This is a genomic window from Candidatus Latescibacterota bacterium, from assembly GCA_019038625.1.
Classification (GTDB): domain Bacteria; phylum Krumholzibacteriota; class Krumholzibacteriia; order Krumholzibacteriales; family Krumholzibacteriaceae; genus JAGLYV01.
This window is the reverse complement of the sequence record JAHOYU010000195.1, coordinates 1-20,989: the sequence shown is the minus strand read 5'-3', so window position 1 is coordinate 20,989 and position 20,989 is coordinate 1. Positions and strand designations below refer to the sequence as shown.

Sequence of the window (20,989 nt, the reverse complement as noted above, 5' to 3'; positions counted from 1 at the left end):
AAATATCTCCCTGCCTCCGGATCAAGATCTTTGACAGGAGTATTGTATGAGATGGTATAGTCTGCGAGCCGTATCCGTGGCTGTCATAATGATAGCTATTGGTTTTTTCTCACCGGTATCAACCCTGATTATCTCATCATGTCTCGCGTCGAACTCACAAGGTATGGAAGCGCATACTTCCGAGGTGGATCTTCGGATGAGACTGGACCTGGATGAGATGGTCGCCTATGACAGCATGCGTCCATTGATGAGCACGGAGCAGCGGGTCGAATATCTTTCCCTTCATGGAAGTAGCGCCAGGATGACCTGGATGGAAAAATTCTGGAAGCAGCTTGATCCAACGATAACGACTGCCGAGAATGAGCGCAGGTTGGAGCATTTCGAAAGATTGAAGCTCGCGAGGGAACTGTTTCCTGTCGAGTCATATCCAGGCTGGGACACTCGGGGGGATATGTTCATCAGGTACGGCATGCCGGCCACGAGGCAGCGTATCTGGGCGACCGTCTCGCAAAGCAAGCTGAGTATGCCTGGAGAAAGGTGGACGTACGGAGCTCCCGACACGACCTTCAATTTCATCGATAATGATTTAAGTGGTACATACAGGTTTGTCGTGGGAGGGACAGATCGCGACGCGTGGACCGTTCTCCGTGAAGATGGGCTCTATGAGGCGCCCGGGGACGATGATGTGGCGTCTATGATAAGATCGACCCTTTCCGACAATGTTGATATATCTTTTGAGACTACCGAGGCCGGCGACCTTCTGAAGGAAATGGTGGAACTGATCTCCGGGAGGTACGGGATCAAGGACTACTGGCCTTCGGGAGACGAAAACAGTTTCTTCCTTTTTCCCGATCTCGATCTGAACATGGTCTCTTTTTTCGACATCCTCTGTTTCAGCGGAGGTGACGGAAAGATCAGGACGGAGGTGAATCTCGAGATCCCTGTTACAGAGCTTGCTCTGAAACAGGAAGACAGCCTGCTGAAGAGTGAGGTCGAGATGAGGATTATCGTATTTGATATGGAAATGAAGGAAGTGGCTTCTTCAGAGGAGAAGTTCACTCTCGTGTCAAGTGCCGGGGCTCAATCCAGCGCGGCGTACAGCCTGCTCGGGCAGACTGTGATGACACTCGATCCGGCTCCCTACAGGATATGGATAGAAGTCATCGATCTTGTAGGGAATGGCAGGTCGATCCTGAAGACGAGGAAGTGGGCCCATTCGCTCGAAGGGGGACTGGCTATCAGTGATATCCAGTTCGCCAAAAAAGTGGCTGAGTCGGACAGACCCAGCAGATATATGAAAAACAATCTCGTTGTCATCCCTCATCCATTGCATCTATATAGAAAGCCATTTCCGGTCACTGTCTATTTCGAGGTCTATGGCCTGAATACGGACGATGAGGACCATACATTCTACACTGTCAAATACGAGATAATACCAGTCCGGGACGACAGTCCAGGTAGCGTGATAAATGAAAGACCGAAATCGATCACATCCGGTTTCGATACCGGTGGATTCGGATCTACCCAGCCGACGAGGATGTTGATAGCTACTGGCGAACTCGAAGAGGGGCCATATATTCTGGCTGTCACGGTGATGGACCGAAGGACCCGCGAGGAGGTCACCAAAGAGTCCAGGTTTTCCATCATTGAATAGGATCCGTATGAGATAATCCAGCCCGGGACGGGGGCTCTTGTCTATTTCTCGCCAGCTACGACCTCGGCGATGTTGAGAGCGTGGTCCTTTATACGTCGATACGAGCTCAGCATATCCATGATAATCAGACTTGCCAGTGGTTCTGTTTCTTTGTTTTCCAACCGGAGAAGATGATTGGCCCTGAAATTCTTCACCTGGTGCGCGATCGTATCGCCCTGGCTCAGTGCTTTGGTAATGGCTCCTTCGTCACGGGTCTCCACAGCTTCATGGATTAACTGCGTGTACTCTGAGACCAGATCGTGAAGCTGCAATATCTCCTCGACATCTTTTTCGGCAAATGTCAGACCTTCGTTTCTCATCCTGCACCGCAACTTCAGAATAATAACGATATAATCGCTTATGGATTCAAATTCGTCAGCTATACGAAGCTGTTTGTGAACTTCCTTCGTCACATCATGGCTCAGCGTACCTGTCATCATCTTGCCGATGAATTCGACGATCTCTTTCTGGATCAGGTCGAATATTTTTTCTCTGTGAAAAAGTTTCTTTTCCAGAGTCCTGTCCCCGTTGAGGTCCTTAAGCGAGGATCGGAGCCATCCCATCATCTTCTGGACACCCTCGCCCATAAGGATTATCTCGCTATATGACTGCTGGATACCTATTGCTGGTGTATCGTAGATTCGGACATCGAGATATGTCAGATGGTGCTTTTCCTTGTGGTCTTTAGCAGGCACAAGGAACTTGACGAACCTTGTGAACGGGTTTATCAGAGGCATGAACAAGCTTACGATGAATATATTGAACCCCGTATGCGCGAACGCGATCCTCGTTGCGATTGCGGCGTTCTCAGGTATGATAAATTTCAACAGCCAGATATATCGAAAGAAAAATGGCACCATTATCATCACACCGATGATTTTTATCAGGATATGGGCATAGGCGGTCCGCTTGGCATTTGTTATGGCTCCCAGAGATGCGAGAAATGCTGTGATCGTCGTGCCTATGTTTTCTCCCAGGACCAGAGCTACTGCAGTCTCGTAACCGATCACTCCAGTTCTGGCGAGGGTGATTGTGATGGCAACGGTCGCTGAAGACGACTGGATGATCGCTGTCACCAGTGCTCCGACCAGGACACATTTAATTACACCAACCATGCTTTTGGGCTCGAAACGGGAAAGCAGGGAGATGAATTCGGGATTATCCCGGAGCGGCATGAAGCCTTCCTTCATGATCTCGAGGCCGAAGAATACCATTCCGAGGCCTAGCGTCATCATCGCAATGTAACGGACTCTTTCATTCTTGGAAAATAGGTAGAAAAATGCCGAGATCCCGAGGATCGGCAATCCATACTCGACGATCTTCAGGGCGACGAGCCATGCCGTTATCGTAGTTCCGATATCGGCACCAAGTATCACCCCTATGGCCTGTCGCAGAGTCATTATGCCGGCATTCACCATGCCGACGATCATCACGGTAGTCACAGAGCTGGACTGTATCAGGGATGTGACGGTGGCGCCCACTCCACAGGCGACCAGCCGGTTGTCGGTAATGGCATTTATGAGCTTGCGTAGACGTTCTCCCGCGACAGTCTGCATTCCTTCGGACATGAGCTTCATGCCTACAAGGAACAGGCCCAGTCCGCCAACAGCTCCGATAAATATTTTTACATAATCAATGTTCATTTCGTGGATACTATAACGAAAACCGGATATTGTCATTAGCAATGATCAGGTAGGGGCAAAGAAATTTGGCAGATCGTCGGGAAAGATTTCCATGCATTCATCGGCCCGGCGAATATAAAGAGACACGTACTACCGCATCAGAACCATTTTTTTTGAGATCGATTCCCTGCCCGCGGTCAATCTGTAGAAATATATGCCGGAACTGACCCGATTGCCCCCTGAATCCAGCCCCCGCCATTCGACAGACCTTTCGCCCCGATCGACTGGTCCGTTGTGAAGAACCGCGATCTGCCTTCCCGTGACGTCGAAGACCTCCAACAGGACGTTGCACGCCTCTGGCAGATAGAAGTTGATCGTCGTCGAGGGGTTGAAAGGATTCGGCCTGTTCTGTCTCAGGGTGAGAGAGCTGGATGGAGTGCTTACTGGTTCTGTCACGAAGAGCGTGTGCTCTGTGCCTTCGTCATTGTATGTCACTCTGTATATGTATGAGTCTCCCGGCACGCAGGTTCGGTCGACCAGAGAAAAGGCCATGCCGTTCCGGCTGATTTCCGAGCCGGTAACAGGCTCAAACGAGCCTGTAGCTGTTCCCCCGGTGGAGGAACTTCTACTCACTTTAAACTCCGGGACTTCGCTCCCCTCCTGCAGGGTCCATGTCACCTCTACACCTTCGCCGGTATATTCTGCCGAGGAACTCTGCAGCATCGTAGCAATATAGTCCGAGTTAATATTGATTGCCGAGATATGTCCTGCCGGTTCTATTGGATACCCGGCCTGGCAGTTGGCGAACTGCAGAGCCCCGATCTCGGGATGGGGTCCTAAAGTTATATATCCACTTCCGGACATGTACAGATACTGAACCTTTGTGATCCAGAACCAGTCGTGTTGACAGTCTGAAAGACAGGTGCTGACGCCTGAATAGACGTCACCGAGACTTACGGAGACCAGGCTGCTCTGTTCTATACCAATAGGGATACACTCAAAGTAGCCGTAATATGGATTAGAAGTAAGTGCGTATTCGGTGCACATCATCCCGTTAAAACCCGGCCTGCACCATACATAGATGTCAAAGATCTGAAACGGCTCCAGAGTGATATTATAGTCAGCCATCCCGGCATCGAGAGACAGGGCCATCGCCGCGTCCATACTGCCCACCTCGAATACGATTCCCGCAGTAGTACCCGCGGCGATCTCGTTCCCTGCCAGGTCGATCACCCCAGAGATCTCGAGTGTGTAGGCCGTCCAGGGCGGCATATCCCCGGCCAGCTGAAGCGTGACTGTCGTGCCGACAAGGTCGGCTTTGACTACCGCGATATCATCGGCCGGATCGGTAGACATGAAGAATGTGTAGTTGTCAGGGTTTTCGGCTGGACCTTCCTGAAGCGGTTCATTGAATTCGAGTTCCAGAATGTTCGCGGCTGTCGCATCGGCATGATCCAGTTCAGGAGGATATGTATCGGAGCCGGTCAGGGCGATCTCGTTGTCATCACCTATTGGGTTGCCAGCCAGATCTGTGACATCCGTGGCCCTTACAGTGTAGGAAATACCGTGAAGGAATGCTTCGCCGGAATAGAGCCGCACTCTTTCAGCGTCCGGAAGCAAGACAGCCGTTGTGACGATGAACGTCCTGGATGGGTCGTATGTTTCGAAGACTTCGTAATTTGTTTCATTTTCTGCCGATGATTCATTCATCTGTTCAGAGAATGTGAGTTCCAGCTGATCCTGCCCTGTCATGATTCCGGACAACAGAGCTGGCGGATCAGTCTCGTTCGCTGTGAAAGTTATCTCACTCGCGGGCAGGATCGGTACGCCGTAGTTGTTTTCAACCGCACTCACCCTCACAGTATAGTCAGTCTGATAAGTCAGTGGGACCTGTGTCGATAACAGGACCGAAGTCGAGTCCGGCTGAAGGACTGATCCGGTGAGGGGGACTACGTTGCCTGGAGGGCCGGATTCGAAAAGGAGATAATTCGATATGTTTTCCGCTGTTTCCTGCGTTACCGGCCTGTTGAAAAGCACAGTGACATGGGAGTCATCCATATTATCCGCTGAAATCAGTTTTGGAGGCGTCTCAGGACAGTTCAACTGCAGGTTGGCGACAACGCCCCCGGTCTCCACCGGATAGCCGGCCATGCAGTTCGCGAATGTAACATCCTCGTAATGGGGGTGAGGCTGGATGGCGACGATGCTCGGCGTGAGATCGATCACGTATAATGTTTGCCTGTAGAGCCAGACCCAGTCGTTGTACACGCAGTTTGACAGGCAGACGGATATGCCCTCCTGCAGGTTCCCGAGATCTATTGAAACGTTTGGGTTCCTGAAAATCGTCGCCGGAAGGGCGTTCGCCGGATAGTCGATCATGAATTCAGCGCAGATCATTCCACTCGAACCAGGTTTGCACCAGACCCACATCTCGACCTCGTAGAATGTACTTTCTCCATCGACGCAGTAGACAGAGTGTTCGGCATCGGCATACAGCCCGATGCGGCTCGTTTGTTCAGGATCGATATATGTGAATTCCTTTTTCGTATCGGCAGGTACGGGATTGCCCGAGAGATCGGCCACATCGGAGACCTCAACGCTGTATGTGATCCCCGATAGCACATTCGATGCCAGAGTGAGGATCACCCTGTTGTCAGGCGAAGTCAGTAAGGCGATTGTCACAGGAATCGTGTTTGAGGGAGCATGCTTTTCATAGATCAGGTAATTGGACGGGTCGGTGGACGAAGTCTCATCGAGACTCTCGCTGAAAATCATTTCGACGTGAGCAGAATCAAGGGCACTGACAGACAGTAGTACAGGAGGCGTATCGTCGACCGCCGTAAAGATGACTTCGCTTCCCGGAGGGATCGTGTTTCCTGACATGTCTTCCACACCCGTGACGCGGAGAGTGTATTCGGTGCCCGAAGATAGATCGATTATCAGGGTGAGAGATACTTCCAGGCCATCCGATCTTCTGACAGCGCTGGATATTCCGACAGGTGCTCCTGGTGAGTCGGATGGGAACAATTCGTAGTTGCTCGTGTTTTCGGCTGTACTCTGGGAGACCGGTTCGTCGAAATGTACGAGAAGCACACCCATGCTTTCGAGTGTGGTGCCGTTGAGTCCGGGGGGAGACTCATCGGGTAGAATAAAGTCTGCCGAATTCGGAGCTCCAATAGCGTTATCATGCAGATCCTCCAGGCCGGATGCCCGAACGGTAAAGCTGATAGCGCGGGCAAGTGTAGCTCCGAGGCCGAGTATGATGGTATCCCCGGGAGCGAGGAGAGCGGCCGAGATGACCGGGACGGTGACGAGTGCGTAGTCTGTCTCGAAGACTGAATAATTTGTGTGGTCCGACGCAGTCACCGGGTCCATCGGTTCGCTGAAGATCAGCCTGATCGTCGTGTCGTTTTCCGCGTCAGCAAATAGCAGTGTGGGCATCGATATATCATCGAGAATGAATTCGGTTGTTATGCCCGGAGGTTCGATGAGCAGCCCTGAAACATCCTCGATCCCGACGATATTTATTGAATAGGAATACTCCACCTGCAGGGGATCGTTCAGTTCGACAGTGAATTCGACAGCGGAATTTCTGGTTATATCAGCGATCGCCAGGATCGTGGAGGGGTCGGCTGTGTCGAAGATCGTATAATTTGATGTATCCGAGGCCGATTCGGTCGTCACCGGTTCGCTGAATCCGACGACAAGGCGATAGGGTGCTGTAGTTGTTACACTCTCGACGAACGGAGGCGTGATATCGATCGCCCGGAAGGTCTCAGGACCCTGATAGTCGATCGGATTTCCAGAGAGGTCGACGATATTGTTGACTGTCAGTGTGTATGTGACATTTTGTTCGATATATATGCCAAGTGTGAGGACGACGGAATCGCCCTCTGGCATCCTTTCAGCCGAGCCGATGATGAGCGGTGATCCTGATGTACCTGGAGTAATCACATAATTAGCGGGTAATTCGCTGCTCGCTTCCGAGATCGGTTCAGAGAAGCTTACCAGGACGGTGGAATCGCTCAACGCCGATACACCGATCAGGTCGGGATCGATCGTATCGACGCCACTGAAGAGGATGGAAGTGCCGTCCGGGGTGACGTTTCCGAATATGTCATGAAGGTCATTGATCTCCATCCGGTAAGTTGTATTCCCGGCAGTAGGAGTAGCCAGTCGCATCTGTATGAAGCTGTATGCAGGAGCAACCGGGCTTGCCCAGATGACCGCGATGGAATCATCAGGATCGTCCACGTTATATACATAGAAATTTGTGTGGTCTTCAGCATCAGGGATGAATAGTTCTTCATCGAAGTATACATAGAAGAATTCGCCGTCAGAGGTGGTTAACGTTAGAGGAACGGGACCTGATGTATCGTCCGGACAGGACTGGTTAACGCATATCTTTGAAGAGATGAACGTCGGTTCGATGGGGTTTCCCGGGAGGCAGCTGGCAAACTGATGATTCCCCGTGTCCGGATGGCGTGTGATATTTATCTGTCCCGGACCTGACGACAGAGAGTTTACCTGGACGGAGTGAGTCCATATCCAGTCGCTCTGGCACTCGAGAAAGCAGACACTCATCCCGGACACCAGATCGCCGAGGTCGATCGAGACCGCAGGGTTTCGGGTGACTGTCGTGATATTGATGCCGCTGGTCATCTCCAGTGCGTATTCAGCGCAAAACAGCTCGTTTTCACCAGGTTGACAGAAAATGTAGAAGGTGAATATCGAAGGCGATGTGGCCTCGGTGAGTGTTCGCGCCTCGTCGAGGTAGAGCCCGATATATCCGACAGGCGGAGATTGGGCCGACAGCGTTACGGGATTGACAAGGGTAACAAGGATAACCAGGGCCAGTGAAAGCAGGACTGAATATCGCACGAGACCACCCCCATGATCACAAGGCAGATTCAACAGTGCCGAGAGATGTTGATTTTAGTGAAAACCCTCCTGAACCATTATACTGTAGAAATAGAGATTTTTCAATCAGATTTAGGCCTGATACAGGTCGGATCGAGGGGCAGTGTGGTCGAAATCCGCGTCACTGGCGATCGCGGTCTGAAAAGAACAGCACAACCAATTCTGCCATGGACGTTCCCCTGCAAATCTGCCGATCGCGGTCGAATTATCTCAGCATGATCATCTTTTTTGTCACGGTAAATGATCCAGTGCTGAACCTGTAAAAATAGACTCCGCTCGCGACCCTGCTGCCGTCGGAGGCGAAGCCTTTCCACTCTTTTTCATAATGTCCGGCAGGAAGATCACTGTTTACAAGCTCTCTGACCAGCCGCCCTGACGCGGTGTAGATCCTGAGTACCGCATGTCCCGCTTCGCGCAGCCCGAACCTGATCGTCGTGGACGGGTTGAACGGATTCGGGTAGTTCTGTTCGAGGTATGTGACCTGCGGCGTCGGAAGGGGATCCTCGCCTGTTATTCCCTCCGGGCCGATCAGCGCGAAACAGCTCTCGTTGCCATGCACATCGACTGCGGATACTTTGTAGTAGTAATCCGGGGTCCACGTCCATGTTCCGTCGAAGTACTCCGCCAGACATGTAGTCTCGATCAGGTTGCCTGGATCGGGAACGAACGATTCGCTTGTGCCCCGATAGATCCGGTAGCATCCGAGATCAGGCTCTGTGTTCTCCCCCCATGACAGGCCGAGGCCGGCAGGGTCGAATGATTGTTCAGCCACCAGCGCGCATGGCAGCGCGGGGGAGAGGTTGTCGACCGAATAGCCGCTGTCGGGCTTGCTGTTCCAGTAAGTGAACGGATCGGATGTGTGCGAGGCGATGAAGAAATGATGGACACCGTCCTGGCCCATCATCGAGTCGTAGTTCGTGGTGGCAGTGAACGAGTAGTTATCAAGCCTGTGCGCCTCCATGTTGCCGAGCCATTCCCATGCGTAGACGGCGGAGCCGGTCGACAGGAAGCGAAAGGCTTTCCCTGAGAAGTCTGATGTGATAGAAGACAGTTCAGTGTTCTTCTCTCCGCTTTGGAGGAGCATCATCGCCGAGGCTCCAGCCATACTCCGCCAGATCGAATAATGGGTGATCGCCGTGTACGGGAAATCATCCAGCACGCCCGGATCGAATTCGATAGTGACAGCGCCGCCTTCGTCGGAAGGCACGTCCTCTATCGAGGATATTTCGGGTGAGGAATAGCCCCAGTATCCGCTCGCGTCGATCCGCGCAGCATAGATATCCTGATTGGTGGTCGCGTTGTTACGCTGGTCGGGCCACGAAATGAAAGCGCCACCGGAAATATCGGCAGACATGACCGGTAGTAGTTGCTCGTAGTATTCATCACAGATCAATACTCCCGAAGGATCCCAGAGAGGCGAGCAATCGGGATCGATCTTCTGGACGTATATGTCACTGTATACATCACGCCGGTCCATCCAGGTCAGGATTAGATTGCCCAGGCCGTCTTCAACCATATCACAGACGTATTGATCCCTGTAAGCGGTGCAGATAGCTTCTCCGTCGGCGGTCCATGCCACGGTGCCGTAGAAGCCATACAACTGGGCGTAGATGTCTGTGTCGGCACCCCTTTCATCCCTCCAGGCCACCACCATGGAGTTGTCTCCATACCTGCAGATGACAGGAAAATGCTGATCCCCGGTGGCCGAACAGATCGCTACCCCGTCAGTGCCCCATGCTGAAGAACCTGAAGTGAGGCGCGTGCCGTAGATGTCGTTGGTCCCGCTTCGACGGTCGGTCCACACGATCATCGCTCCATCGACGAAATCGTTGCTGACTATCTGGGGGTCCCACTGGGCGTTGGTCGCTGTGCAAAGCGGATTGCCGTCTGTAAGGTACTTTACAGTACCGAGAGAGTCGATCCTTTGTACGTAGATGTCGTTATCGGTGCCGCGTGAATCCCTCCAGGCGATAATAGCTCCTTTGGCGCCGTCACTTGCCATCTCGATCTGTTCCTGGGCGTAGATGGCCCCACAGATCTGAACGCCGTCGGGTGTCCACTCGAGAAACCCTGTATTAGCCACTCGCTGCGCGTAGATATCATAGTTCGTGATAGCCCAGAAACGTCCGTCCTGCCACGCGATGATCGCGCCGCCTCCCTCGACCGGTATCATGTCGAGGTAATGCTGATTGCTTGACGCACCGCAGATTATAAATCCATCTGTTGTCCAGATCGGATTGCCGTCGATATCGAGTCGCTGGATGTAGATGTCGGAATTGCTGCCAGAGCGGGCGTCCTGCCAGGCAATGATGAATCCGTCATCGCCGTCTCGTACGATCTTGGGATAGTTCTGTTCGTTGGTCGCTGTGCAGACGGGGACGCCTCCGGCCGTCCAGAGTTCGTTCCCCCACTTGTCCAGACGCTGAGCGTAGATGTCATTGTAGATGAACGCGCCTTCGAGGACGTAACCTGACCAGACGATTATTGTCCCACCGTATCCATCGGAAACCATCTGCTGGTTCTGCTGAGCATATATCCGGGTATCCACCGGGTTACCGCCCTCGATCCATGCCGCGCCGGCAGTGGAGCTGAGGAGGCAGGCAATGAGGAGAAAAACGGGAACGAAGAGGGATTTTCCGGGATTCATGGTAGGGCCTCCTGCGGCGTAAGAATCGGAAAAGAGCATATGTTCCTGATGGTGTGTTTTCTGCTGGATGAGCCACTATTCTACCATAAAACCCGACGAAATTCAACGATATGCATGCAGAATCAGAGATATGATCCCCCACGTAAGATATTCGCTCCATATTTTCTCTGGGGATCACGGCCGGGACATGGTCCTGAGTGTTCCGTGGGAAGTTTCGCTTGCCCTGTGAGGGGTCGATAACCTATAATTTTCAGCAGGTTACATGTCTGTTGCAGACAGTTTATGACTCAGCGGCCTGCAGGTCAAGGCCCGGCTATGATCAGGGGGAGAGAGTTTTTGTACAGGATCTTATATACCGAACGTGCATCCAGGATCGGTGGTTCCAACTTCAGCCTGCTGCAGCTGGTAAAGGGGCTTGATCGATCACGGTTTTCTCCCTTCGTTCTTTTCAAATATGATCTTCCGGTGCGGCAGAACTTTCGGGATGCGGGGATCGAAGAGGCTCTCTGGAGTTCGGTGACAGGTGGGGAAGAGATCCAGCCGCCCTCCACCCTCCGGCCGTATCTGCCCTGGTATAAGAAGACCGATCTCTACCGACTTGCCTGGAGCATCAAGCATTATATGAAAGTGCAGAAAAAAGAGGCAGACGACCTTGTCCCCTGGATCAGGGAGCAGGGCTTTGACCTGGTCCATACCAACAACTTTGTCAGGGCTGATTTTCCCGGCCTGACAGCCGCCCATAAAGCGGGGATACCTGCGGTCAGTCATCAGAGGGGGTTCTACGACCTGACTTGTTTCCAACGGTTTATAGCCCGCCGTGTAGACCGTGTCCTGTGTGTATCCCGGGCGGTCGCAGATTACAATGTCAGCCAGGGCCTGCCGTCAGGGAGGGTCATGGCGATCCATAACGGGATCGATCTTGAGGCGGTAAGACCTTCCGAGGCACTTCCCGTCAGGAGTGACGGGAAAAAGGTGGTCGGATATATAGGCCGACTGGAGGAATGGAAAGGCGTAACATCTCTTATCGAAGCTGCGGAGATAGTGCTCAGTCGGCGCCGGGATGTCCGTTTTGTCATCGCAGGCACCGGGCCGGAAGAGGCCAGGTTAAAAAAGATGATCGACTCCAGTCCCTTGCTTGCCGGGGGAGTGGGACTGTTGGGCTATAGCGATGATCCCCTTGCCTTGATTGCTGAATGTGATGTGGCGGTCAATACATCGATAGAACCCGAACCCCTGGGCCGTTCGGCTCTGGAGGCCCTGGCTTCGGGAGTGCCGGTCGTGGCTTCGGATAGCGGGGGAAATCCGGAAATAGTGGAAGATGGCCTGAACGGCTTTTTATATAAGACCGGTGATCCGGCCAGCCTGGCCGATGCTCTGGAACGGTTGCTCGAGAATGATGAGCTTAGAAGGAAATGCTCGATTGGCGCCCGGCGACAGGCTGAAAAGTTGTTCGGGGCCGACAGGTATGTCCACGAAGTGGAAGCGGTCTACGATGAGATCCTGGCGGGCATCGAACCCGCCAGGACATAGATTTAAGATTCCTACTGGTTCTCGCAGCCGGGATCTTTGTTCTCCGCGCATCCGGCATCTTTCTTTTTCGAGGCCAGGCGAGTGTCGAATGGCCTCGGATCGATGATCTTCCCCTTCTTGAATATGAAATGATCACCGCGGTTTCCAGGTGCGACCATCTGGATCTTCTTGAAATCGCTGCTTATGCTGTCGATGAATTCCATGTACGCCTCACCATCGGCAGTAGCGTGCATCGGAAAAAACACCTTCGGCTTCATCTTCCCGAGTGTATATTCGATGCCTTCCTTGACTTCATCCGGGCGGCCGAGACTGCAGCCCCTGATGCCCATGAAGAGGATGTCGGGACGGGGGCAGTTTTCTTCGAGGAAATCGATCTCGTCGGTGAACTCACCCATCAGGCCGATACGTCCATTTGCGTGATCGCCCGCGTGGAAGATAGTGAGGCCGTCTACTTCGATGAGCATTCCCACGCCGGCATCTGTGGAGTGGATCGTCGTAAGTTTAATGTCGCCGAATTGTTCTTCCATGCGTTCAGGCATGAATGTGTACGCCGGGACGGTGTCTGTCGGCTGGTGGCCGAGGAAGTATGTGATGTCCTCTACCTGTTCGCTCCACTCGAATATTCCGGGCCAGTAATGGTCACCATGGTGGTGTGAGGCAAAGACAACGACCTTTTCATCAGCGAATTCGGATGGATTGACTGTGCCGTTGCAGAATCCGGGCTGGTCTGGATCCTCGCCATTCTTGAAATAGTCGAATATAAGAAGGTGGTTGCGGGTCTTTACGGCCCAGCCGCTGTGGTTGAGAAAATAGATCGCCGCTTCTTTTTTGCCGAGCTTTCCTATGCCAGCAAGAGAACGATCTGCTATTTTCCCCCCACTTCGGGCGCCTTTTGAATTCAGCAGATCGACGACATCGGTGTTCCCGTAATAACCAGCGAACTGGATCGGGGATGTACCGCATGTCCCATTGTTATCAATATCTGCTCCGGCCTCGATAAGCTGGTCGGCAACATCTTTGTAACCCCGGATAGCCGCTAACTGCAGGGCGGTCCTGCCTCCCTTGTCCTTTCCCAGATCCGGCTTTTCGCCCGCTTTGAGCAGCGCCGCTACATGTTCGGCCTTTCCATTTGCTGCTGCCAGCATAAGGGCTGTCTCGCCGTTTTCACCGGTCTTGTTGACCTTGGCTCCATGCTCGATAAGCAGGTCGAGCATTTCTATGGAGCACCTGTCTGCTGCATTCATCAGGGGATTCATGCCCCCGTGGGCACGAACTTCGGTATCCGCGTCCTTTTCGAGGAGGAGGCGGGCACAATCCACAGCGTCACGCCAGGTAGCGAAAATCAGTGGCGAGGCGTGGCCCTCTTTTGTAGGAGGATTGGGATCGGCGCCCTTTTCAAGCAGCATCTTTACGATATCAGCGTTGGTGGACAATGCCGCGTAACCCAGGGGGGTGGCTCCGCCCTGTTCCTGCGCGTCCAGATCGGCCCCACTCTCTAAAAGATGCTCGACCATCATCAGAACGCCTCTCTGACAGGCACGATGCAGCAGGGTCTCTCCCTCGGGGCTTCTGAAATACAGGTCTGCACCTGCATCGAGCAGAAGCTGGATCATTTCTTCGTTAGAGCCGTAAAGGGCAAAGCTGAGTGGAGTGTCGGCCTTGCGGTCGCGATGATTGATGTTCGCTCCCTGTTCGAGCAGGAAGTTAGCCATGTCAATGTGCTTGCGCATCGCGGCGATGCCGAGAGCTGTGCTGTTGTCGCTGTCACCGGCATCTACATCAGCACCTGCTTCGATAAGTATTCGGGCGATCTCCACATTGCCTGTTTGGGCGGCCATGTGGATTGGAAGTTCCTTGAACCGATTTTCTGCAGATTCGTTGATCGCGTCGGGATCAGCTTTCAGTATTGCTTTCACTCTGGCAACATCGCCATCCTGGATGGCCGTGTGAATGTCACCGGCGAGCAGGGGAAGTGAAAGTGCAAGGATTGAGAAGATCAGGGTCAGGGAGAAGAGGATTTTCCTCATCAGGGGACTCCTTCCGATAAGTGTTATTCCCTGTATCATACTCGCAGGAACAGGTTAAGTTCCTTTCCACGCAGTAGCAGGGAGAGTTTCAAGCCACGCTCATTGCGTACCGTTTAACATGTGTAAAAATTAACACTATTTATTGGATGAGTCAATAGAATAATATGACTGATTTCCAGAGGTGCGGGGGTCGAGTCCGTTTAATAGAGGTCAGTTCGTCAGGCTCAATACTTCTTCATCGTTTCTCTCAGTAGCGCACGTGTATCCGGAGTGTACCAGCGGGCCAGAAACACTTTTGTCTTTTCGTCCAGAGTTTTCCGAACTGCCTTTTTGATCTTTTTGGTCCGGGCTTTTTTTATTGAGCTGTATGTGCTGAGAATAGCCGCATCGACGCCGCTGACTGCCTTAATCGCGGCGGGGAGGACTTCGTCATTTGGAATAAGATGATCGGCGATTCCCATCTCCAGGGCTTCATCAGGCATAAAGAATTCCCCTTCTTCGATATGCTTTCCAGCATTCGCCCTGCCCGCTATCTGCTCCAGTACAAGTTCGCTGAAATAGGGGGCTGGCACTCCCAGTTTTGCCTCGTTGAGCCCCATCAGGTATTTCCCCTCCGAAAGGATACGGTCGTCGCATGCCAGGGTGAGGATGAATCCGCCCGCGGTCGCGTGCCCCTGGACCGCGGCGGCAGTGGGTTTCGGGAAGGTGTAAAGGTCGAGACAGAATTCATTGAAAGCCTTGTAGAAGATTCCAAAATCCTCTCTCGATACATCGAACAGGCCCGGGATGTCGAACCCGATCGAAAAGAAAGTTTTGCTACTGCTCGCGAGTACCAGTCCCAGAGTATCGGGATCTTCCCTTAATTCACTTAACGCGCTGGCGAGTTTTCCGACCAGCTCAAGATCTATGGGATTTTTTTCACTTCCAGCGAGCGTAAGGACGGCAATGGCTTCATGTCGTTCAATAGATATCATTTGAAATGGCTCCTGGCGAAGTCGTTGAGATAATTCATCAACGAGCAAGTGTTATTCTATTCCTTGAATCTGGCACATGGAGAACCATATTGCTATCACAAAACATCGGTGGGCGAAGCATTTCCCGGGAGATAGCGGGAATCGGGGATTTTTTCTTGCAAATCGGGCGCTGACGTTATAACTTATGGGCACGAAAATTCAAATCTTCTTGTGTGCACCGCTAGCTCAATTGGCAGAGCAACTGACTCTTAATCAGTAGGTTCGCGGTTCGATTCCGCGGCGGTGTACTTTTATTTTTATCCATATTCAATAACTCTGTTATAATCCACAAAGTGTCTGGTGAATCAGGGGAATCCCAATATCTGGAGGACATATGTTCAGGAGACAAATACTGACCGCATGGTTTGTTGTATTGTTTGTCATAGCGATACCAGAACATTCCCAGGCGTTAGACAGAGTCGTGACGGTAGTAAAGGATGAGCACCTGATATTCGAAGCGACTTTTTATGACTATCCTAATCCCAAAAAAGAAAGCATCGTATACACAAAGAATCCGTGCCCCCGGTGCTGGAAAGTGAGTGTTCAAAAGCTTGACCGACAAAAAGACAAAAAATTTGATGATTTTGTAATACATGTACAACATCTACTCAGTCCGAATGACGGAGCTCATATGTTGTGTGCGGAACCAGCAGGGGTTTGGGCTATTGCCGTTTTAGAAAATGTGATACCAGGCCATCCCGATGCTTTAAAGTATTTCGATGCTCCAGGGCATGTGAGAGCTACGACCCCGCAGCAGACGTTTCATTGGGATAATTTATATGCAGAATATTATTATGAGGATGAGGGTGTTTCTAAAATATACATTCAGGTTCTTCATGAGGAGACTCAAGGTCCAATAACACTCGTCTTTCCCAGGCATGAACCGATTCAGGTCGCGATCCATATCCTTGATCCTGAGGACATCTATTTTATAGAGCAAGTAGATGGGTATATTCCGTTCACTTTATGCAATCCTCTGCCATGTTCTGATCCGATTCAGTATAGTTACTTGATATCAAGTCAAGGCTATATCGGAGAACAACTTATGGAGAACGGCATTACTCCGGGAGTTCCCGGTGGTAGTTGTACGGATGTATACGCAAACATTGATGCTGCAGACGCCGATATTTGTGATTTTGACACACTGAATCTTATTGCCTGGGCGACTGATTCTGGCGGTACGGTCTATGATACTTGCGTCCAAGTCATCCACGTTGTCGAGCCTGTACCCGTAGCTCTCTTTACGGCACCTGTTGTGATGATTCTGGTGTTAGTCATAATCATTTTTACATCGCTGTTCATAAGAAAACGAATTATGGAAGCGTAAAGAGAATGTAGATTAAATCACTCAAATCGACGAGAGATGTTCCTGTATCGAGCGTGCTGCCTTTCGCCCCGCACCCATAGCCATGATCACCGTCGCTGCACCGGTCACGACATCTCCTCCGGCCCAGACCCTGTCTTTTGAGGTTTTTCCAGTCTCCTCATCGGCGACGATATTTCCTTTTCTTCCGATTTCCAGGTCCGGAGTCGTCGAGCCCAGGAGGGGGTTGGGGCTGTTACCGATCGCGCAGATCACAGCATCCATCTTTAGAATGAATTCTGATCCCTCGATAGGAACCGGCCTTCTCCTGCCGGAGTCGTCAGGTTCACCAAGCTGCATCCTCAGGCACTCGATATGATGGACCCAGCCATTATCGTCGCCGACATATCTGAGCGGAAGGGTAAGAAAATCGAAGATGACACCCTCTTCTTCGGCGTTTTCGATCTCTTCGAGTCGGGCGGGAAGTTCCTGTTTCGATCTTCTATAGATTATCCTTGATTCCGCACCAAGTCTTAAAGCGGTCCGGGCGCAGTCCATCGCCACATTTCCGCCACCGACGACAGCTACTCGATTGTGTTCTTTTATCGGTGTCGGGTATTGTGGAAAATCGAATCCCTTCATAAGATTCATTCGGGTGAGGTATTCGTTGGCGGAATAGACTCCATTGAGGTTTTCTCCCGGGATATCCATAAACCATGGAAGTCCGGCGCCGGCACCGATGAAGATCGTGTCATATTCCTCCAGAATAGAATCTACCGTTCTGGTCTTTCCAACGATGAAATCGGTCACGATCTCCACTCCCAGTTTCTTCAGATAGTTCACTTCCCGGTTGACTATAGATTTGGGAAGCCGGAATTCCGGGATGCCGTATATCAATACCCCCCCCATTCTATGCAAAGCCTCGAAGATCGTCACCTTGTGCCCGAGCATGATCAGGTCTCCTGCTACTGTCAGGCCAGCCGGGCCACCTCCTACAACAGCGATCTTTTTCCCGGTCCACTTGGGGATCCTCGGAATATCATACCTGTTCTGCCCGGCTTCCCAGTCGGCCAGAAACCTCTCCAGGCGACCGATCGCTATCTCTCCATGCTTATTGATGAGAACGCACGTTTTTTCACATTGTTCTTCCTGAGGGCATACCCTTCCACACACGGCAGGAAGAAGGTTCTTTTTCTTGAGGACCTTGATTCCCTTTGCGAACTCCTTGTCCGCTATACATTTGATAAATCCCGGGATATCTATCTCGACAGGACAGTTTATAACGCACCTGGGTTTCTTGCACTGCAGGCACCTCTTTGCCTCCTCGATGGCCGTATCGACAGCGTATCCAAGCGCGACCTCTTCAAAATTCTGCCCTCGCACCTCAGGGGACTGTTTCGGCATCTCTCTTCTCTCAAGGTCGAGTACTTTTTTCTTCGGCTTGGTCATGTCATATTTCCTTCTCGACTGGCCGCGTGTTCTTCACATCTACTTGAGCTGAGGGGGATGATCTCTTCTTCGATATACGATTTTCGCCGCAGAAAGAGTTCGGCCCAGTCGACATCATGTCCATTGAAATCCGGGCCGTCTACGCACGCGAATTTCGTTTGTGACCCAACGGTCAGTCGGCATACGCCACACATCCCGGTTCCATCGATCATAATCGGATTCAGGCTCACGATCGTCTCAATTGCGAGGTCTCTTGTGATATCCGACCCTCTCCTCAGCAGGTATGTGCATCCGTTGATGATGACCCGGTCGATGGATCCCTCTACCGATTGTATGATCTCCGAGAGTCTGCCTGCATGGCCCTTCAGCCCCCTGGTCCCGTCCCTGGTAATAAAAAACAATTCATCCGAGACTTCTTTGAGCTTGTCCTCCCAGTACAGCAGGTATGAGCTTCTTGCTTCGATAACGGTGATGACCCTGTTTCCTTTTTCCTTCATCGACCGGGCTATCGGATATATGCTTCCGATCCCGTAACATCCCCCGAAGCACAGGACTGTGCCATAATCATCTATCGTTGTCGGGTTTCCAAGCGGTCCTACGACGGTAGGTATCTCCGAACCGGCCTCGAGCATCGCGAGTTCGTTGGTCGTGGCGCCGACATTCATGAATATTATCGTGATCGTCCCTTCATCCTTATTCCAGTCTGAGACGGACAGTGGTATACGTTCTCCATCCTCGCTCACGCGCAGGATCACAAATTGACCGGGTTCTATCTGTGCCGCGACCGCGGGAGCTTCCAGAACGAGAATATGCATGTTGGGTACGATCATCCTGGCGTCAGTCAACTTGTACATCACTTTTTCCTTATCTTTACGGGGCAAGGATTGAATTCGATTGATTTGCCACGGGAAAGAGTCGCACGCAAAGTTCCGACAGGTTGTCTGCCGGTTATCTTTGCTGTCAGGTCCATATTGATTCCGGGTGCGGATACTATGACTTCGTCGCCGTCGCGGACTCTTATCTTCCTCGCGTCCCTGATGTTTATTTCCAGAAGATCTTCCCTGAACAGCACACTGGCTCCGTCGACTGTATCGGCGAGAGAGATCCCCCTGTAAGTATGCTCGGTTGTCAATGCCGTGAGTATCAGCGGGTACTCATCGGTTCTCCTTTTCCTCTTGATGGGTTTCTTTGCCGATTGTGTCAGCCTTCCCTTGATGGCTGGAGCGTTTGAAATATCAGGCTTTCCGGTAATGGCGGGTAGGGACATCGCGATCTCTTTTCGAATCGCCGCAGCGTTTTTGTAGTCGAAACCGTCTTTTCCCATCCTGCGGGCTATCGAGCAGAGGATTTTCCAGTCGGGGAGCGCTTTGCCCGGGGGAGGGGCGGCTTTTACGATTCTCTGCACTCTGCCTTCAAAGTTTATTATAGTCCCGTCCGTCTCCGTAAAGGCGGCAGCAGGCAGGGCCAGGTCGGCTTTGGCCGGAGGGTCGGGGGCAAAGATATTCTGGATGATAGTAAAATCGGCCGAACAATGCTGGCTTTCCGGGAATTCCCCGATCATGTAGAGTACCCTGAGATTCTTCCAGGCAGACGCATCCTCTATATTCCACGGCCTGGAATACTTCGGGATACTGGATCCGGAATACTTTCTCAGCAATCCGAGATTCTTTTTGTCATCTGCCGCGACCCCGCCAGGAAGAAGTTCCGAATAAGCTCCCATCAACATCGTTCCTGTGAAGTTGCTCTGAGGCGGTAGAGACAGTATGCTGGCGCCGATATTATCAGCGAGACTTCCCAGGCTTTCCAGAGACGATGTGCTCCCGGCGGCAGCTGTCAGGTCCGACCCGATCAATATGACCGGCCTGTCGGCCTGTATCAGAAGATCCGCCACCTGGCTTATCTCATCCTTTTCTGTTCCCGTATTTTCTTTCCGCGGGGCAGATCTTCTATTTGAAGCAGTAAGTTTGATCAGGGTTTCGAGAACCTTACCTTCTCCTCCCGGTTCCGTCAGGATACATTTGTCGGCGATCGTGGCCAGGTTATGCTCCCCGGAGTTGATGGTGACGATCTTCGCGCCGCCCATTATCGCCTTGCGGAGTTCGACTCCGACTACCGATCGACTGTATCTGGTATCGAGTCCAACGCATAGTATCACAGAGGCATTCTGAATATCCGAGGCCAGGCCGCTTCTGCCAAACAGGTCGATGTACTGGTTGAAATTCTGTCGATAAAACAGCCTCGCGTCCGAATTGATATTATGAGTACCCATCGCCGATCGTGAGAACTTCTGGGCTATATACAGATCCTCGTTTGTGCAATTGGCCGAGACGAGCATGCCGAATTCATCGGGGTCGCATGAGGAGAGTTTTTCCACAGCCAGATCTATAGCCTCGTTCCATCCGATATTGAAGCGATATCCCTCCCGGATGATATATGGTTTTTTCAGCCGTTTGTGGCTATTGACGATCTCTGGTACGCAGAACCTGCCTTTTACGCAAAGTTGTTTGTCACTGATCAGGGAATCATCGGCTGGAAGGCTTCCGATCACCTTTTTGCCTTTTATCTGGAGATCGATACGACACCCGATACCACATAAAGAGCATGTCGTTGTCTTCACGCTGTCCGGTCTGCCTTCCCATTTTCTTGTTTTTTCGGACAATGCCCCGGTAGGACATGCAGAAACGCATGATCCGCAGAATTCACAGCCAGCTTCCAGATGAGTCCTGTGAAAGGCGGGGCCTATTGTCGTATACCGTCCCCTTTGTTTGAACGCCAGAGTATTGGC

11 protein-coding genes and 1 tRNA gene are annotated in these 20,989 nt (G+C 51.9%); 4 read left to right on the top strand and 8 right to left on the bottom strand.

Going from position 1 to position 20,989, the window contains the following annotated elements; all coding sequences use genetic code 11:
* The first annotated feature begins 46 nt into the window (after window positions 1-46).
* A complete protein-coding gene (locus KOO63_13570) occupies window positions 47-1,654 on the top strand; it encodes a GWxTD domain-containing protein (protein MBU8922840.1) in 1,608 nt (535 codons plus the stop codon).
* Between the two features lie 41 nt (window positions 1,655-1,695).
* Here KOO63_13570 and KOO63_13565 read toward each other — a convergent pair whose 3' ends face one another.
* The 3 genes from KOO63_13565 to KOO63_13555 all read right to left on the bottom strand — a co-directional run bounded on the left by KOO63_13565 (window position 1,696) and on the right by KOO63_13555 (window position 10,882).
* The gene (locus KOO63_13565) at window positions 1,696-3,336 is read right to left on the bottom strand and encodes a Na/Pi cotransporter family protein (GenBank protein MBU8922839.1); all 1,641 of its coding nucleotides are present in this window, start codon (window positions 3,334-3,336) and stop codon (window positions 1,696-1,698) included.
* Window positions 3,337-3,465: 129 nt separating this feature from the next.
* Window positions 3,466-8,196, bottom strand: a complete 4,731-nt coding sequence (locus KOO63_13560) for an Ig-like domain-containing protein (GenBank protein ID MBU8922838.1) — start codon at window positions 8,194-8,196, stop codon at window positions 3,466-3,468.
* Between the two features lie 244 nt (window positions 8,197-8,440).
* Window positions 8,441-10,882: a T9SS type A sorting domain-containing protein gene (locus tag KOO63_13555; GenBank protein MBU8922837.1), complete on the bottom strand. Its 2,442-nt coding sequence runs from the start codon at window positions 10,880-10,882 to the stop codon at window positions 8,441-8,443.
* A 336-nt stretch (window positions 10,883-11,218) separates the two neighbouring features.
* Here KOO63_13555 and KOO63_13550 point away from each other — a divergent pair, with 336 nt between their 5' ends.
* Window positions 11,219-12,412: a glycosyltransferase gene (locus tag KOO63_13550; protein MBU8922836.1), complete on the top strand. Its 1,194-nt coding sequence runs from the start codon at window positions 11,219-11,221 to the stop codon at window positions 12,410-12,412.
* An 11-nt stretch (window positions 12,413-12,423) separates the two neighbouring features.
* Here KOO63_13550 and KOO63_13545 read toward each other — a convergent pair whose 3' ends face one another.
* Together KOO63_13545 and KOO63_13540 are read right to left on the bottom strand one after the other, a co-directional pair.
* Window positions 12,424-14,439 (bottom strand): ankyrin repeat domain-containing protein, encoded by a 2,016-nt coding sequence (locus KOO63_13545; GenBank protein MBU8922835.1) that lies wholly within the window; start codon window positions 14,437-14,439, stop codon window positions 12,424-12,426.
* A 224-nt stretch (window positions 14,440-14,663) separates the two neighbouring features.
* Complete coding sequence (locus KOO63_13540; protein ID MBU8922834.1) at window positions 14,664-15,413, bottom strand: enoyl-CoA hydratase/isomerase family protein; 750 nt, start codon at window positions 15,411-15,413, stop codon at window positions 14,664-14,666.
* A 214-nt stretch (window positions 15,414-15,627) separates the two neighbouring features.
* Between KOO63_13540 and KOO63_13535 the strand changes: the two genes are divergently transcribed.
* Together KOO63_13535 and KOO63_13530 are read left to right on the top strand one after the other, a co-directional pair.
* Window positions 15,628-15,700, top strand: a tRNA-Lys gene (locus tag KOO63_13535).
* Between the two features lie 86 nt (window positions 15,701-15,786).
* Entirely contained in the window at window positions 15,787-16,779 is a 993-nt protein-coding gene (locus KOO63_13530; GenBank protein ID MBU8922833.1) for a hypothetical protein, read from the top strand.
* A gap of 21 nt (window positions 16,780-16,800) precedes the next feature.
* On the opposite strand, the gene gltA is transcribed toward KOO63_13530, so the two are convergent.
* From gltA to KOO63_13515, 3 genes are all read right to left on the bottom strand, one after another.
* The gene (gene gltA / locus KOO63_13525) at window positions 16,801-18,159 is read right to left on the bottom strand and encodes an NADPH-dependent glutamate synthase (protein MBU8922832.1); all 1,359 of its coding nucleotides are present in this window, start codon (window positions 18,157-18,159) and stop codon (window positions 16,801-16,803) included.
* A gap of 41 nt (window positions 18,160-18,200) precedes the next feature.
* A complete protein-coding gene (locus KOO63_13520) occupies window positions 18,201-19,058 on the bottom strand; it encodes a sulfide/dihydroorotate dehydrogenase-like FAD/NAD-binding protein (GenBank protein ID MBU8922831.1) in 858 nt (285 codons plus the stop codon).
* Window positions 19,058-20,989 (bottom strand): molybdopterin-dependent oxidoreductase (locus tag KOO63_13515; GenBank protein MBU8922830.1); only part of this gene is annotated, 1,932 nt, incomplete at its 5' end. The genes KOO63_13520 and KOO63_13515, both read right to left, overlap by 1 nt.

Bases quoted from the DNA above. Each gene is read 5' to 3' on its own strand.
- KOO63_13570 (MBU8922840.1), top strand. From the start codon at position 47: ATGAGATGGTATAGTCTGCGAGCCGTATCCGTGGCTGTCATAATGATA.
- KOO63_13565 (MBU8922839.1), bottom strand. From the start codon at position 3,336: ATGAACATTGATTATGTAAAAATATTTATCGGAGCTGTTGGCGGACTG.
- KOO63_13555 (MBU8922837.1), bottom strand. From the start codon at position 10,882: ATGAATCCCGGAAAATCCCTCTTCGTTCCCGTTTTTCTCCTCATTGCC.
- KOO63_13545 (MBU8922835.1), bottom strand. From the start codon at position 14,439: ATGAGGAAAATCCTCTTCTCCCTGACCCTGATCTTCTCAATCCTTGCA.
- KOO63_13540 (MBU8922834.1), bottom strand. From the start codon at position 15,413: ATGATATCTATTGAACGACATGAAGCCATTGCCGTCCTTACGCTCGCT.
- KOO63_13530 (MBU8922833.1), top strand. From the start codon at position 15,787: ATGTTCAGGAGACAAATACTGACCGCATGGTTTGTTGTATTGTTTGTC.
- gltA (MBU8922832.1), bottom strand. From the start codon at position 18,159: ATGCCGAAACAGTCCCCTGAGGTGCGAGGGCAGAATTTTGAAGAGGTC.
- KOO63_13520 (MBU8922831.1), bottom strand. From the start codon at position 19,058: ATGTACAAGTTGACTGACGCCAGGATGATCGTACCCAACATGCATATT.